Here is a 16056-nt window from a genome sequence, read left to right on the forward strand (position 1 = left end):
TCTACTCAAGTTTAGTCTTTCAAGAAAGCATTGGGATCTTGGCTATTAAAAAGAAGATCTTCTTATTTAGAGATCTGTTTTACTATGATCTCTTATTAGGATCGCACGTTTCTGTGGATAAGCGGGATCTCATTAGGAAGATCATAACGTTAGAAAGGATCGTTTGCTGTGAATGACCGGTGATCCTGGACAGTATAAGCTGGGGTTAGATCGTGATCTTATCCACAGCTCAAAAAGGAAGAAATAGTTATACGTTGGATAACTACTGCTTAATCCAAGCTTTTAACCAGACTTACCCACATCTGATCGCGTGATCTTTAATCATTTTTGAGTAAATTTTTCCATTCACTCAACCATTCTTCGGCTGGATCCTCTGGAATATCGTGATCGAGGACGTTGATCTTCAGTGTTTCGCCGATCTGTTTTGCACCGCAGGACGCGATCGCAGCTTCTACTTTCTCTACAGCACCGCAAAAAGTGTCATATTCGCGGCTACCGATACCCACTGCACCAAAACGCACGGCGGTCAGGCTCGGTTGCTGCTCAAGTAGCTCATCATAGAGAGGTTGCAGATTGTCCGGGATGTCGCCAGCGCCATGCGTTGACGTGATCAGCAGCCAAATCCCATCAGTAGGAAGATCTTCCAGTAACGGTCCGTGCAGTGTTTCGGTCGAAAACCCAGCATCTTCGAGCTTTTCGGCCAAATGTTCTGCAACGTATTCTGCGCCGCCAAGAGTACTGCCACTGATAAGAGTTATATCTGCCATGATCGCTCGCTCATATAAAGAGGGGATCATTGTACGCTGTGAGTGAGCTGGGATCTACCTGTGGAAAATGTGGTGATTAAAACGCCCTGTTACGGGCGGATGGTGCGCATGATCGGGTTCTGCAGGGAGATCAGTGTCTCGGTGGACTGAATTTCATCAATTGTTTGGATCTTGTTGATAAGTACCTGTTGCAGGGCGTCGATCGATCGGCACATGACCTTAATAAAGATGCTGTAGTGCCCTGTGGTGTAATAGGCTTCTGTCACCTCTTCCAGGCTCTCGAGTCTTGCCAGCGCTGACGGATAATCTTTTGCACTTTTCAGAATAATGCCAATGAAGCAGCACACGTCATAACCCAACTGCTTAGGGCTGACGTCAATTCGCGCTCCGGTAATGATCCCGGCCTGCTTCATCTTCTCTACCCGAACGTGAATTGTGCCCGGGCTCACGCCAAATTGTTTTGCCAGTTCGGCGTAAGCGGTACGTGCATTCGCCATTAATGCTTCAAGGATGCCGCGGTCCAGATTATCGATCTGATAATTTTCCATCATTTTTTCTTATGAAGAATGAGTAATCACTCTATTCTAGCCTCTTATTTTATCGAATCAAAAGTGAACGTGGCTTTTTGTTGTTGGATTATTGAATTGAGGCCCTGTTTTGTTGCTTAATCAATATCAACAGGACGCAGGAGTATAAAAATGAAAACCGCTTACATCGTAAAACAACGCCAGATCAGCTTCGTTAAATCCCATTTTTCACGTCAGCTTGAAGAGAAGCTGGGCCTGATTGAAGTGCAGGCACCGATCCTCAGCCGCGTAGGTGATGGGACGCAAGATAACCTGTCTGGTTGCGAAAAAGCGGTACAGGTCAAAGTGAAAACATTGCCAGACGCCCAGTTCGAAGTGGTTCATTCACTGGCGAAATGGAAGCGTCAAACCTTAGGACAACACGACTTCAGCGCGGGCGAAGGGCTTTACACGCACATGAAAGCCCTGCGCCCCGATGAAGACCGTCTAACAGCCATTCATTCTGTCTACGTTGACCAGTGGGACTGGGAGCGCGTCATGGGTGATGGCGAACGCCATGTCGGTACGCTGAAATCCACCGTAGAAGCGATTTATGCGGGAATCAAAGCGACGGAAACGGCCGTCAGTAAAGAGTTCGGTCTGACACCGTTCCTGCCAGACACGATCCACTTTATTCACAGTCAGGATCTGCTGAGCCGTTTCCCGGATCTGGATGCAAAAGGCCGTGAGCGTGCGATCGCTAAAGAGCTGGGCGCGGTATTCTTGATTGGTATCGGGGGCAAACTGTCTGACGGCAAACGTCATGACGTGCGTGCGCCGGATTATGATGACTGGAGCACCTCCGGTGAAAGCGAACGCGCGGGGTTGAACGGCGACATTCTGGTCTGGAACCCTATTCTTAAAGATGCGTTTGAGCTTTCTTCAATGGGGATCCGCGTGGATGCTGATGCGCTTAAACGTCAGCTTGCGGTGACGGGTGATGAAGATCGCCTGAAACTTGAGTGGCACCAGGCGCTGCTGCGCGGCGAGATGCCGCAGACAATCGGCGGCGGGATTGGTCAGTCTCGTTTAACGATGCTGCTGCTGCAACTTTCCCATATCGGCCAGGTTCAGTGCGGAGTATGGCCACAGCAGGTTCGTGCGAGCGTGGATTCTCTTCTTTAATTAGCGTTTCCAGCGTCGGATAAGACGACTGCGTAACCCGGTATCAAAGCGCCAGATATGATCGAAAATGCGCATGATGCCGGGTTTTCCATGTGCAGACATCGCCACGGCATGAAAGCGATGTTGTTGATCCCGCTGCAAAGACTTCACTTTTGCCACCACGTCGTCCGGCAATCGCTGGGCAATAAAATCAGAAATCACTACCGCATCGGCGTCATACCAGTCCCCACCCTGCATCCGTTCGATGATGGAACGAAAACAGCTGGCGATATCCGTCCCGCCGCGAAAGCGCTGGCTCAAAAACCGGATCGCCTGTTCGATGCCTTGTTCAGCCGTTAATTCATAGCCTACGACTTCACTGGAAAACAGCATAATAAAGCAGCGACGCCGGTCTGCGAGGGCGACGCGCATCAGTGCCAGACAAAACGCTTTGGCGCACTGCTCGTTGAAACCGCCCATCGAACCCGAGGTATCAACGCAGACAATAAAGGGGCCGCGTGGCTGTTCGTCAAAATCCTGATGAACGACCGGGCGCTGGCTGATTTTCTCATGCCAGGATTCACCCTGCAGGCGATAGGTGAGCAGCTGTTTCTCCACCAGCCGACGGTAAAATTCATATTCCAGTTCGGTGATGCCCAGCGTAGCCAGTTCGGTCGGCAACAGGCGTAAAATATCGTCACTCTGCTGTAACCCGTCCACCTGCTCCGGTACGGTGGCGGGCTCGCGCACCAGCGTGCGGAAGGTTTCCATTGGGGCGTCTTTTTTCGGCACTGACTTGGCTTCTCGCGAACGGCCAAGCTGCTCTGCGAGCTGCATGAGTTCGGGTTGTTGCGCCAGAAAATCGCCGTATTTCACAATCAGCTGATAATCACCGCGTTTGATTTGTCCGGCGCTCATATCCCACAGACGTCCGGCAGAATTTTCATTTTCCACCAGCACCTGTTCCAGTTGCCCGGTCAGCGTCATGCGTTCCTGAACTTCACTAAGCAGTTGTTCACGTTCCTCTTCCAGAAGCTGCTGGTTAAGTGACGTGGTTTGTACCACCAGGCTCAGCCGCCAGCGCTGCAGAAACAGGGTATGCAACGCCGGGGTGAATGTCGCGTTGTCCGTCACCAGCTTGCGGGCCTGAGCCGCATAAGGAGAGTGCACCTTATCGAGTAGCGTCAGGATTTGTGGTAGTTGAACCATGAACTGGGGTGTCGATAACCGCTGGCATTGCTGATAGCACTCCACCTCTTCCGTCAGTTCAGGCGGGACTTCGGTCTCTTTGAGACGTCTGCGCAGGCTATCGCGCCAGCGCGGCAGGTCGTCGGTAACGGCCTTTTTGATACGGGGAAATTTTTCAAAGAAAGCGGCCAGCTGCGGAGAAGCGAGTAGGGTGAGCACGACCTCTTCGATCAACCCCTCCTCTCCGACGGCCAGCATCACATTCAGCGTATCCAGCGTTAGCATTGACGCGCCTGTTTAATCTGCGCGCTGACATCTTGCAGGCTGGCTTCGATACGGCCCAACCAGTCGCTGTGCACAAAGAGGCATTTCTGCTGCTCACTGAAGCGCGTATGTTGCTGGTGCCACTCGGTATCCAGCGCTTCCAGCTGCTGTTTGATCTCTTCCGGCACGTTCTCGGCAGCGTTGCCTGGCAGGGCAAGGCGTGATCCTTGTAGACTGACATCGCGGATCACCAGATGCTGGCTGGTATCCACTTCCATATTCAGGATCTGCGCAAAGCCGATCCCGTTTAACTTTCCGCGGATCTCGCCGCTTTTGTCCAGCCACTGCGCCAGCGCTTCGCGCTCCAGGGTGATGTGCACCACCTGCATATCGTGGAGCTTCAGCGGCTGCTGGAGCAGAAGCGTCAGCGAGGTTTCAGTCAGTTCCGTGGGGAGTTCATAGTGAGGTTTACGCGAGAACATCCCGCCGAGGCGACTGACTTTAAGCGCAGTTTTATCACTTTGCTGCTGCTGAAGCTGGATGCGTCGCTGAGCGATTGCTCCCAGTTGGTTAAGCATGGTCTGCTGTCCCCATGCGTGCCCGGTCATCAAAACATCCAACTGCTGTTGCATGAGATTCATGCCTTCTGCATCGTGCCAGAGGCAGTCTTTTAGCAGGATAAGGTCGATCGGGGCGACGGCATCTCTCCCACTGAATAACGCGCTCGACTGCAACAGGCGAATGGCTTTTTTCCAACGACGGTCTGACACATAGGGTGCTGACGGCAGTAAATCCAACTGCTGGCGCAGCATGAAGATCAGCTCAAACACCGAATCGGGCAGCTTTATCTTGCCGATATCCTGCTGCCACTGCTGATACTCTTCGTCAGTCACCTGTAGCGAAGGCGAAACCGGATTTTCATTTTCATCCTGCTGGCTCACGAGCATCGAGCGGAAATTGGATTTGTCCTGAACTTTGTCCAGCCACAGGCGAATCAACATGCGGTCATACAACGCCTCAAGGCTGTTATCTGCTTCCGGCAGTTCATTGGATGCGGCCACCAGCAAACGCATCGGGATTTTTTCTTCGTACGCGCCGTTGCGAAAGCGGCGTTCGTTGATGGCGGTGAGCAGCGTATTCAGGATGGCGGGACCAGCTTTCCAGATCTCATCCAGAAAAACGATTTCTGCTTCGGGGAGATAGCCAGCCGTTAAACGCTGATAGCGCCCTTCATCTTTGAGCGCCTGAATCGACAGCGGGCCAAACACCTCTTCTGGCGTGGAGAAACGGGTCATCAAATATTCAAAGGCGCGTGCATTTTGAAAGGCGAACTTCAGGCGGCGGGCGATCAGACTTTTTGCTATGCCGGGAGGGCCGAGTAAAAAGACGCTTTCACCGCTCAGCGCGGCTAACAAACACAAGCGAATCGCATGGCTACGCTCGAAAAGGCCTTTCTCCAGCGCGCTGCTGAGGCGGGAAATTCTTTCTGCTAATAAATGTGAGTGAGCCATAATAGTTTTGCGTCCTTTCGCTGTCGTTGCAGCTATTTGATGCGAGTATAGACGTTTCGGCATGGGCTGGTAATAGACTGAAGTACGGCGCTATTTTCTTTGCGCTAAATTAAAGCGGTTGCATTTAGGGATACGATCTTGCGATTAATCGTGCATACTGTGCGCCTTTTTGTGGGCCAAGGGACTCAGCACACATTTGTTCTACAACGAAAAGACTAGTCTATGAGCACTGATAATAAGCAATCATTACGCGCTATAACGCTTGCGGCTATTGGGGTTGTCTACGGTGACATTGGCACCAGCCCGCTTTACACGCTTCGCGAATGTCTGTCCGGTCAGTTTGGTTTTGGTGTCGAACGTGACGCCGTGTTTGGCTTTTTGTCACTCATCTTCTGGCTGCTGATTCTGGTGGTCTCGCTTAAATATCTCTCGTTTGTCATGCGCGCGGATAACGCCGGTGAAGGCGGGATCCTGACGTTGATGTCCCTGGCGGGGCGTAACACGTCGGCAAGAATGACCTCTTTCCTGGTGATCATCGGATTGATTGGTGGCAGCTTCTTCTATGGGGAAGTGGTGATCACCCCTGCGATTTCGGTGCTTTCGGCGATCGAGGGGCTGGAGATTATCGCGCCGCAGCTGGATACCTGGGTGGTTCCGCTCGCCATTATTGTTCTGACCCTGCTTTTTGCGATTCAGAAACATGGCACCGGGCTGGTGGGTAAGCTGTTTGCCCCGATTATGCTGGCCTGGTTCCTGATCCTGGCGGCACTGGGTTTGCGCGGAATTATGGGCAACCCAGAAGTGCTGCAGGCCCTTAACCCTATCTGGGCGGTCCATTTCTTCCTGGAATACAAAACCGTTTCGTTTGTTGCCCTTGGCGCGGTCGTGCTTTCTATTACCGGCGTCGAAGCGCTGTATGCGGATATGGGTCACTTCGGGAAGCTGCCGATTCGCCTCGCATGGTTTACCGTCGTCTTGCCGTCTCTGGTGTTGAATTACTTCGGTCAGGGGGCGCTGCTGCTGAAAAACCCTGAGGCAATCAAAAACCCGTTCTTCCTGCTGGCGCCGGACTGGGCGCTGGTGCCGATGTTGATTATCGCCACATTGGCGACCGTTATCGCGTCCCAGGCGGTGATCTCTGGCGTGTTCTCGTTGACACGTCAGGCGGTTCGCCTCGGATATTTGTCGCCGATGCGCATTATTCATACTTCGGAGATGGAATCCGGTCAGATCTACATCCCGTTCATTAACTGGCTGCTTTACGTTGCCGTGGTGATTGTGATTGTCAGCTTTGAACACTCCAGCAATCTGGCGGCGGCTTACGGTATTGCCGTCACGGGGACGATGGTACTTACGTCGATTCTGTCGACCACCGTGGCGTACCGGAACTGGCACTGGAATAAGTTCCTGGTGGCGCTGATTCTGGTGGGGCTGCTGTGTATTGATTTGCCACTGTTCTCGGCAAACCTGGATAAAATCGTCTCGGGTGGCTGGCTGCCGTTGACGCTGGGTCTGGTGATGTTCATCGTGATGACAACGTGGAAAAGCGAGCGATTCCGCCTGCTGCGTCGCATGCATGAGCATGGTAATTCTCTTGAGGCGATGATCGCCTCGCTGGAGAAATCACCGCCGGTACGCGTGCCTGGCACCGCGGTATACATGTCACGAGCACAAAAAGTTATTCCGTTTGCGCTGATGCATAACCTCAAGCACAACAAAGTGCTGCACGAACGCGTGATTTTGCTGACGCTGCGGACCGAAGATGCGCCTTACGTGCATAACGTTCGTCGCGTACAGATAGAACAATTATCCCCGACGTTCTGGCGCGTGGTGGCAAGCTACGGCTGGCGCGAAACGCCAAATGTGGAAGAGGTCTTCCACCGCTGCGGTCTCGAAGGGCTGAGCTGTCGCATGATGGAAACCTCGTTCTTTATGTCGCACGAGTCGCTGATTGTCGGCAAACGTCCATGGTATCTGCGCCTGCGTGGCAAGCTGTATCTTATTCTGCAACGTAACGCCCTGCGTGCGCCGGATCAGTTTGAGATTCCGCCTAACCGCGTGATTGAATTAGGAACGCAGGTCGAGATTTAAATCGCCGCACGAATGCCGGGAAGCGCAACGCTCACCCGGCATTTTTCTTTGTGTTTTTCCCTTCAGATTTTACTTAGCGAAACGTTTCGACGTCGATCACAATTCTGTTACGTCATGATGGTTTTCTGAACACTCTTACGGCTACACTTATTTCAGCGAAACGTTTCGCTAGTGGAGCAACAAAATGAAGAAAGGCACGGTACTCAATTCTGAAATCTCATCGGTTATTTCCCGTCTTGGGCATACCGATACGCTGGTGGTTTGCGATGCAGGCTTACCGGTTCCGCACAGCACAACACGTATTGATATGGCATTAACGCAGGGTGTTCCCTCGTTTATGCAGGTACTTGATGTGGTGACGGCGGAGATGCAGGTTGAGACAGCCATTCTCGCGACGGAAATTAAACAACATAATCCGCAACTCCACGAAACGTTGCTCGGCCACATAGAGCAACTGCAACAACACCAGGGAAACACCATAGAAATTCGTTACACGACGCACGAACAGTTCAAACAACAAACCGCAGACAGTCAGGCGGTGATTCGCAGCGGGGAGTGTTCCCCGTATGCGAATATCATTCTCTGTGCTGGCGTCACGTTCTGAGGCCGTCATGGACGCATTATTACAACTCAAAGGGATCGATAAATCGTTCCCGGGCGTAAAAGCCCTCTCTGGCGCGGCGCTGAACGTTTATGCCGGTCGCGTGATGGCGCTGGTAGGTGAAAACGGCGCTGGCAAATCCACCATGATGAAAGTGCTGACCGGCATCTATCAACGCGATGCGGGTTCGCTGGTGTGGCTGGGAAAAGAAACCACCTTCACCGGACCGAAATCCTCACAGGAAGCCGGGATCGGCATTATCCACCAGGAATTAAACCTGATCCCGCAGCTCACCATTGCCGAAAATATCTTTCTTGGCCGCGAATTCGTGGGCCGCTTTGGCAACATCGACTGGAAGTTGATGTACGCCGAAGCCGACAAACTGCTGGCGAAACTGAATCTGCGCTTCAAGAGCGACCGTTTGGTGGGCGATCTTTCGATCGGCGACCAGCAGATGGTGGAAATCGCGAAAGTCTTGAGCTTCGAGTCAAAAGTCATCGTCATGGATGAACCGACCGATGCACTTACTGATACCGAAACCGAATCTTTATTCCGCGTTATCCGCGAGTTGAAATCGCAGGGACGTGGCATTGTTTATATCTCTCACCGCATGAAAGAGATTTTCGAGATTTGTGATGACGTTACCGTGTTCCGCGACGGGCAGTTTATTGCCGAGCGCGAGGTGGCCTCTCTGACCGAAGATTCGCTGATCGAAATGATGGTGGGGCGCAAGCTCGAAGATCAGTATCCGCGACTGGATAAAGCGCCGGGTGACGTCCGCCTGAAGGTGGATAATCTATGCGGTCCAGGCGTCGACAATGTCTCCTTTACGCTGCGCCAGGGTGAAATCCTGGGTGTGGCGGGCCTGATGGGCGCGGGTCGTACCGAATTAATGAAAGTGCTGTACGGCGCGCTGCCGCGTACCAGCGGTTACGTCACGCTCAACGGTCATGAAGTCGTCACCCGTTCTCCGCAGGATGGGCTCGCAAACGGCATCGTTTATATCTCTGAAGACCGTAAACGCGATGGCCTGGTGCTGGGCATGTCGGTTAAAGAGAACATGTCTCTGACCGCGCTGCGCTATTTCAGCCGTAACGGCGGTGGCTTAAAACATAAAGACGAACAGCAGGCGGTCAGCGATTTTATCCGCCTGTTCAATGTGAAAACGCCTTCGATGGAACAGGCTATCGGCCTGCTTTCCGGCGGTAATCAGCAGAAAGTGGCGATTGCGCGCGGTCTGATGACGCGTCCAAAAGTGCTGATCCTCGATGAGCCCACTCGTGGCGTGGACGTCGGCGCCAAGAAAGAGATTTATCAGCTGATCAACCAGTTTAAGGCTGACGGGCTGAGCATCATTCTGGTCTCTTCCGAGATGCCAGAAGTATTAGGCATGAGCGATCGCATTATCGTCATGCATGAAGGGCATCTCGGCGGTGAATTCACTCGCGAGCAGGCCACCCAGGAAGTTCTGATGGCTGCCGCTGTGGGCAAGCTTAATCGCGTGAATCAGGAGTAACAAGATGACTACCCAGGCTGTTTCTGGTCGCCGCTATTTCACTAAGGCATGGCTGTTGGAACAAAAATCGCTGATTGCACTGCTGGTGCTGATCGCGGTGGTTTCGACCATGAGCCCAAACTTTTTTACCGTTAATAACCTGTTCAATATTCTCCAGCAGACGTCTGTAAACGCCATTATGGCTGTCGGGATGACGCTGGTGATTTTGACGTCGGGTATCGACCTGTCCGTCGGTTCTCTGCTGGCGCTCACCGGCGCGGTCGCGGCTTCAATTGTAGGGATTGAAGTGAACGCGCTGGTGGCGATTGCGGCTGCTCTGGCATTGGGCGCAGCGATTGGTGCTGTCACCGGAATGATTGTGGCAAAAGGCCGGGTGCAGGCATTTATTGCGACTCTGGTGATGATGCTGCTGCTGCGTGGCGTCACGATGGTCTATACCAACGGCAGTCCCGTGAATACCGGTTTTACTGACAATGCCGATCTGTTTGGCTGGTTTGGTATTGGTCGCCCGCTGGGGGTTCCAACGCCGGTGTGGATCATGGGTATCGTCTTCCTGGCCGCATGGTACATGCTGCATCACACCCGTCTCGGTCGTTATATTTATGCGCTCGGCGGTAACGAAGCGGCAACGCGCCTGTCAGGCATCAGCGTTAACAAAGTGAAGATTATCGTTTATTCCCTTTGCGGCTTGCTGGCGTCGCTGGCGGGTATCATCGAAGTGGCTCGTCTCTCCTCGGCACAGCCAACGGCGGGTACGGGTTATGAGCTGGATGCGATTGCGGCGGTTGTACTGGGCGGTACCAGCCTTGCAGGTGGTAAAGGTCGCATTGTTGGGACATTGATCGGCGCGCTGATCCTTGGATTCCTGAATAATGGTTTGAATTTGTTAGGTGTTTCTTCCTATTACCAGATGATCGTTAAAGCAGTGGTGATTTTGCTGGCGGTTCTGGTAGACAACAAAAAACAGTAACTGACGACACACTACAGGACATCACTGATATGAATATGAAAAAACTGGCTATTCTGGTTTCTGCTGTGGCGCTGAGCGCCACCGTAAGTGCTAACGCAATGGCGAAAGACACCATCGCGCTGGTGGTTTCTACGCTCAACAATCCGTTCTTCGTTTCGCTGAAGGATGGCGCGCAGAAAGAAGCCGATAAGCTGGGTTACAACCTGGTTGTGCTGGATTCTCAGAACAACCCGGCGAAAGAGCTGGCTAACGTTCAGGACTTAACCGTTCGCGGCACCAAAATTCTGTTGATCAACCCAACGGATTCCGACGCAGTAGGTAACGCCGTTAAGATGGCAAACCAGGCGAACATCCCGGTTATCACCCTTGACCGAGTTGCTGCTAAAGGCGAAGTGGTAAGCCACATTGCTTCTGATAACGTGCTGGGCGGCAAAATCGCCGGTAACTACATCGCGAAGAAAGCCGGTGAAGGCGCAAAAGTTATCGAGCTGCAGGGTATCGCAGGGACTTCCGCAGCGCGTGAGCGTGGCGAAGGCTTCCAGCAGGCCGTTGCAGCACACAAATTTAACGTACTGGCGAGCCAGCCTGCTGACTTCGACCGTACGAAAGGTCTGAACGTAATGCAGAACCTGCTAACCGCGCATCCTGACGTGCAGGCCGTATTCGCACAGAACGATGAAATGGCACTGGGCGCGCTGCGTGCACTGCAAACTGCCGGTAAAACAGATGTGATGGTTGTCGGTTTTGACGGCACGCCAGACGGCGAAAAAGCAGTAAACGATGGCAAACTGGCGGCGACCATCGCGCAGTTACCTGAGCAGATTGGCGCAACGGGCGTTGATATTGCAGATAAAGTGCTGAAAGGCGAAAAGGTTCAGGCTAAATATCCAGTTGACCTGAAGCTGGTCATCAAGCAGTAATAGGCGATTCAGGTCGTTGATAACGGCCTGAGGGACTCAAAATAAAGAAAAGTGTGGCACACGCCACCGGGTCAAACCGGTGGCGCTCTTAGATGGACACCTCATACATGAAAACCGCAGGCAATCTCGTCGTCCTTGGCAGTATCAATGCCGATCACATTCTTAACCTTGAATCTTTCCCCACTCCGGGTGAAACCGTCACGGGAAATCAGTATCAGGTGGCTTTCGGTGGTAAGGGTGCAAACCAGGCCGTAGCGGCCGGTCGCAGTGGTGCGAATATTGCCTTTATTGCCTGTACGGGTGATGACGATACCGGCGAACGTGTTCGCAAGCAGCTGGAAAGCGACAACATCGATATTGCGCCAGTGAGCGTGGTGGATGGGGAATCAACCGGTGTGGCGTTAATTTTCGTCAACGCAGAAGGTGAGAATGTTATCGGTATTCACGCGGGGGCAAACGCGGCGCTGAATATTGAACGCGTTGAAGCGCAGCGTGAAATTATTGCCCGTGCTGAAGCCTTGCTGATGCAGTTGGAGTCTCCGGTCGAAAGCGTGCTGGCGGCGGCAAAAATTGCGCATGAAAATCATACCACTGTCGTACTTAACCCCGCGCCCGCGCGTGTATTATCAGACGAACTGTTGACGCTGGTGGACATCATTACGCCAAACGAAACTGAAGCTGAAAAGCTGACGGGTATTCGTGTGGAAAACGATGACGACGCCGCGCGAGCCGCTAAGGCATTGCACGAGAAAGGCATCGACACCGTGATTATCACGCTCGGTAGCCGTGGCGTGTGGGCGAGCGTTAACGGTGAAGGCCGTCGCGTACCCGGCTTTAAGGTTAAAGCCGTTGACACTATCGCGGCGGGAGACACCTTTAATGGTGCGCTGATCACGGCGTTGCTGGAAGGTAAGCCGATGGATGATGCCATTCGCTTCGCCCATGCCGCGGCCGCGATTGCGGTGACGCGTAAAGGTGCTCAGCCTTCCGTTCCATGGCGCAAAGAGATTGATGAATTTTTGATTCAGCAGAGGTAACGCTTGGCCACAATGAAAGATGTCGCCCGCATGGCGGGCGTTTCTACCTCGACGGTCTCCCACGTAATCAATAGCGATCGCTTTGTCAGCGACGCGATTAAGGCGAAAGTCGAAGCCGCTGTTAAAGACCTCAATTATGCGCCTTCGGCGTTAGCGCGTAGTCTTAAGCTCAATCAGACCCACACAATCGGCATGCTTATCACTGCCAGTACCAACCCTTTCTATTCTGAGCTGGTGCGCGGCGTGGAGCGTAGCTGCTTTGAACGCGGTTATAGCCTGGTGCTGTGTAACACGGAAGGCGATGAGCAACGCATGAACCGTAATCTTGAAACGCTCATGCAAAAACGCGTTGATGGGTTGCTGTTGCTGTGTACCGAAACGCACCAGCCCTCGAAAGAGATTATGCAGCGCTATCCTTCAGTCCCAACCGTGATGATGGACTGGGCACCGTTCGACGGAACCAGCGATCTCATCCAGGACAACTCGCTCCTCGGTGGCGACATGGCGACACAACATTTGATTGATAAAGGGTATCGTCGCATCGCCTGTATCACGGGACCCCTTGATAAGACGCCTGCACGTTTACGTCTCGAAGGGTATCTGACCGCCATGGAGCGTGCCGGTTTATCCGTACCTGAAGGGTATCGCATCACGGGCGATTTTGAGTTCAATGGTGGTTTCGAAGCGATGCAAAAATTGCTGGCGCAGGAACAGCGTCCGCAGGCGGTATTTATTGGTAACGATGCGATGGCATTTGGTGCCTATCAGGCGTTATATCAGGCGGGATTAAGCGTTCCCCATGATATGGCAATCATTGGCTACGATGATATTGAACTGGCGCGTTACATGACTCCGCCGCTGACCACTATTCATCAACCGAAAGATGAACTGGGGGAGCTGGCCATCGATGTGTTGATTCATCGAATGGCACAGCCCACATTGCAGCAGCAGCGCTTGCAGCTTACTCCTGTTCTGATGGAACGCGGTTCGGTTTCGTCGGGTGGCGATCTTTAATCAGGTTGCGGCCATCTTTCGGTTTCAATAATAAAAACACCAGAGCGGAAACCACGGTAATGACGCCCATCGTAATAAAGGTGTAGTGGAACTGCTCGACGGTGTTTGTGCCTTCTATACCTTCATAAATGCGAAGTACCGCTGCGCTCACGGCCACGCCTAAACTGATCGACAGCTGTTGAGTAACGGCCAGGACACTGTTACCGCCGCTGGCATTTTCATCGGTCAGGTCAGCAAGACTAATGGTGTTCATTGAGGTGAACTGAATAGACATCGCCATCCCCAATATAAAGAGCGGCAGGATCAGCATCCATGCAGGCAGTGCCGATGACTGTAGCGAGAACTGCGCAATCATCGCGCCGATAAAGACCGTTATTCCAACCAGCGTTTTCCGATAGCCCAGTCCACGCAGTATTTTCGTTACCATCGATTTCGCCAGAATAGATCCGACGGCGGTCGGTGCCATCATTATCCCCGCGATCAGCGCCGGATAGCCAAAACCTACCTGTAACATCAACGGCATTAAAAAGGGTACGCAGCCTGTGCCAAGACGTGAGGCGATATTCCCCGCGATTCCGACGGAGAAAGTACGCGTTTTAAAAAGCTGTAATGAGATAAGTGGCGTTGGATGACGGCGCGCATGACGTATATAAAGAAGGAAAAGCAGAATGCTGCCGACGATAATCGACAATGCTATCCAGGTCGCGACGATTTTCTCGCCGAATAACTCCATGCCGATGGAGAACAACACCAGGCTCACACCGAAAAGGAAAAAACCACCCATGTCGAAACTGCGCTTGGGCGTGGTGAAATTCGGCATGTATTTGCGGGCATAGCACAGCCCGGCGATACCAATCGGAATGTTGATCAGGAAAATCCAGTGCCAGCTCGCCCAGGTCACCAGTACGCCACCCAACACCGGGCCGAGAATCGGGCCGACCAGACCGGGCATGGTAACGAAATTCAGTACGGGCAAGAGTTCGCTGCGCGGATACGCGCGTAATAACGCGAGTCGTGCGACCGGCATCATCATTGCGCCGCCTATACCCTGAAGCACACGAAAGCTTACTAGCTCCGTTAATGAGGTAGAAAGTGCGCACGCCAGTGAGCCGAGCGTAAATAGCGTGACGGCGAACATAAATATCCGACGTGTACCAAAACGGTCTGCCAGCCAGCCGCTAACAGGGATCAGCATCGCGACGGTCAACGTGTAGCTAATGATGGCGGACTGCATGGCCAGTGGAGAGCGGTTGAGGCTTTGGGCGATGGCCGGCAGGGCCGTATTCAGAATGGTGGCATCCAGTGCCTGCATAAAGAAAGCCATTGCGGCAATCCATGGCAATCCCGCCATGCTGCGTGATTTTTTCTCGTTCATCTATTACCTGCTACTGATTTGGGGCAGCCAACAAAGCCTGGCAAGCGTGTAATGCGCGTTGTCCATCGCTATCCTGGATAGCATCAACAATGGCCTGGTGCAGATCGAGCTTCACCACTTCATCCTGGGTAATAGAAGCAAAGTAGGTGTGGTACACAGAATGGAATAGGGACGCAAATGAGGTCAGGAAGGGATTTCCACTCATCAAGTAGATATGCTCATGCCACGTCATGTCGACTTCAATCCAACGCTGGCGGTTAAAGTGCTGCTTCAGGAAGGTCATCTCTTCCATTAAGGTGTTTAACTGCGCTTTTTGTTCGGCGCTCCCCAACAGTGCGGCGAGTAAACACGCCTGAGGCTCAAGGCTGCTGCGCATCACCAGGAAATGGTCAACAACCTGATGGAAGTTATCCTCAGTCATCCACCAGGAAAGCAACTCCTGATCGAGGAAGTTCCAGTTACTTTGGGGCATAACCCGAGTACCAATACGAGGACGTGGAAGCACCATTCCTTTTGCCGTTAATGTTTTCACTGCTTCACGAACGGCGGTGCGGCTCACCCCAAACTGTTCACCAAGTTCCATTTCTCCGGGCAGAATGCTTCCTGGAGCATATTTTCCCGCCAGAATTCGTTGAGCTAGCTTTTCGGCCAACACATAAGATAGATTTTTTTGTGCCGCCAGCTGTTGTGCGCTTAAGGGCATAGCTCTTATTCCTTAATTGTTCTTGCTAGTAAGTATGCCACCTGGAGTGTGATTGTGGCTGCAAAAACAACAAATAGAACAATTTATGACTTGTTATTAACGGTTTTGGTGAAAAAAAACACGGTTGGAAATTAATTTTAAATTTCCTCTTGTCACCTCAGAATAACTCCCTATAATGCGCCTCCACTGACACGGAACAACGGAACACAAGCCGCCGGGTCAGCGGGGTTCAGCGATGAACGCCGGCAGAGAAAAGCGAAAATAAACGCTTGACTCTGAATGAGGAAAACGTATTATACGGGACCTCGCAACGGTGAGCGAAAGCCGCGTTGCACTGCTCTTTAACAATTTATCAGACAATCTGTGTGGGCACTCAAAGTGACATGGATTCTAAACGTCGCAAGACGCTAAATGAATACCAAAGTCTCT

The 16056-nt window shown here is 52.5% G+C and carries 14 protein-coding genes; 8 read left to right on the forward strand and 6 right to left on the reverse strand.

What is annotated here, in order from left to right:
• Window positions 1-317: 317 nt before the first annotated feature.
• Window positions 318-767 (reverse strand): FMN-binding protein MioC, encoded by a 450-nt coding sequence (gene mioC, locus AC07RN_RS17650; RefSeq protein WP_041689566.1) that lies wholly within the window; start codon window positions 765-767, stop codon window positions 318-320.
• A gap of 89 nt (window positions 768-856) precedes the next feature.
• Complete coding sequence (asnC, locus tag AC07RN_RS17655) at window positions 857-1315, reverse strand: transcriptional regulator AsnC (protein ID WP_041689565.1); 459 nt, start codon at window positions 1313-1315, stop codon at window positions 857-859.
• A gap of 150 nt (window positions 1316-1465) precedes the next feature.
• Here asnC and asnA point away from each other — a divergent pair, with 150 nt between their 5' ends.
• Window positions 1466-2458 (forward strand): aspartate--ammonia ligase, encoded by a 993-nt coding sequence (asnA, locus tag AC07RN_RS17660; RefSeq protein ID WP_478336951.1) that lies wholly within the window; start codon window positions 1466-1468, stop codon window positions 2456-2458.
• Here asnA and viaA read toward each other — a convergent pair whose 3' ends face one another.
• Window positions 2459-3910: an ATPase RavA stimulator ViaA gene (viaA, locus tag AC07RN_RS17665; RefSeq protein ID WP_015961076.1), complete on the reverse strand. Its 1452-nt coding sequence runs from the start codon at window positions 3908-3910 to the stop codon at window positions 2459-2461. It lies immediately after the preceding gene.
• Window positions 3904-5400, reverse strand: coding sequence for an ATPase RavA (ravA, locus tag AC07RN_RS17670; RefSeq protein WP_478336952.1), 1497 nt, complete (start codon window positions 5398-5400; stop codon window positions 3904-3906). Before ravA ends, viaA begins: the two co-directional genes overlap by 7 nt.
• A 222-nt stretch (window positions 5401-5622) precedes the next feature.
• Here ravA and kup point away from each other — a divergent pair, with 222 nt between their 5' ends.
• The 7 genes from kup (at window position 5623) to rbsR (ending at window position 13549) form a co-directional block, all read left to right on the forward strand.
• On the forward strand, window positions 5623-7491 hold the full coding sequence (gene kup / locus AC07RN_RS17675; protein ID WP_015961074.1) for a low affinity potassium transporter Kup: 1869 nt from the start codon (window positions 5623-5625) through the stop codon (window positions 7489-7491).
• Between the two features lie 184 nt (window positions 7492-7675).
• The gene (rbsD, locus tag AC07RN_RS17680; protein WP_015961073.1) at window positions 7676-8095 is read left to right on the forward strand and encodes a D-ribose pyranase; all 420 of its coding nucleotides are present in this window, start codon (window positions 7676-7678) and stop codon (window positions 8093-8095) included.
• Window positions 8096-8102: 7 nt separating this feature from the next.
• Complete coding sequence (rbsA, locus tag AC07RN_RS17685) at window positions 8103-9608, forward strand: ribose ABC transporter ATP-binding protein RbsA (protein WP_235134347.1); 1506 nt, start codon at window positions 8103-8105, stop codon at window positions 9606-9608.
• Between the two features lie 4 nt (window positions 9609-9612).
• A complete protein-coding gene (gene rbsC / locus AC07RN_RS17690; protein ID WP_015961071.1) occupies window positions 9613-10578 on the forward strand; it encodes a ribose ABC transporter permease in 966 nt (321 codons plus the stop codon).
• 29 nt (window positions 10579-10607) lie between these two features.
• On the forward strand, window positions 10608-11498 hold the full coding sequence (gene rbsB / locus AC07RN_RS17695; protein ID WP_015961070.1) for a ribose ABC transporter substrate-binding protein RbsB: 891 nt from the start codon (window positions 10608-10610) through the stop codon (window positions 11496-11498).
• 107 nt (window positions 11499-11605) lie between these two features.
• Window positions 11606-12535, forward strand: a complete 930-nt coding sequence (gene rbsK / locus AC07RN_RS17700) for a ribokinase (RefSeq protein WP_478336957.1) — start codon at window positions 11606-11608, stop codon at window positions 12533-12535.
• A 3-nt stretch (window positions 12536-12538) separates the two neighbouring features.
• Window positions 12539-13549: a ribose operon transcriptional repressor RbsR gene (gene rbsR / locus AC07RN_RS17705; protein WP_150099592.1), complete on the forward strand. Its 1011-nt coding sequence runs from the start codon at window positions 12539-12541 to the stop codon at window positions 13547-13549.
• On the opposite strand, the gene mdtD is transcribed toward rbsR, so the two are convergent.
• Both mdtD and AC07RN_RS17715 read right to left on the reverse strand, forming a co-directional pair.
• Window positions 13497-14924 carry a multidrug transporter subunit MdtD gene (mdtD, locus tag AC07RN_RS17710; RefSeq protein WP_478336953.1) on the reverse strand — a complete coding sequence of 476 codons (1428 nt, stop codon included), beginning with the start codon at window positions 14922-14924 and terminating at the stop codon, window positions 13497-13499. The two genes, rbsR and mdtD, sit on opposite strands and share 53 nt — an antisense overlap.
• 10 nt (window positions 14925-14934) lie before the next feature.
• The gene (locus AC07RN_RS17715; RefSeq protein ID WP_015961066.1) at window positions 14935-15627 is read right to left on the reverse strand and encodes a FadR/GntR family transcriptional regulator; all 693 of its coding nucleotides are present in this window, start codon (window positions 15625-15627) and stop codon (window positions 14935-14937) included.
• Window positions 15628-16056 lie beyond the last annotated feature (429 nt).

The organism is Lelliottia sp. GFLA7, from assembly GCF_056490165.1.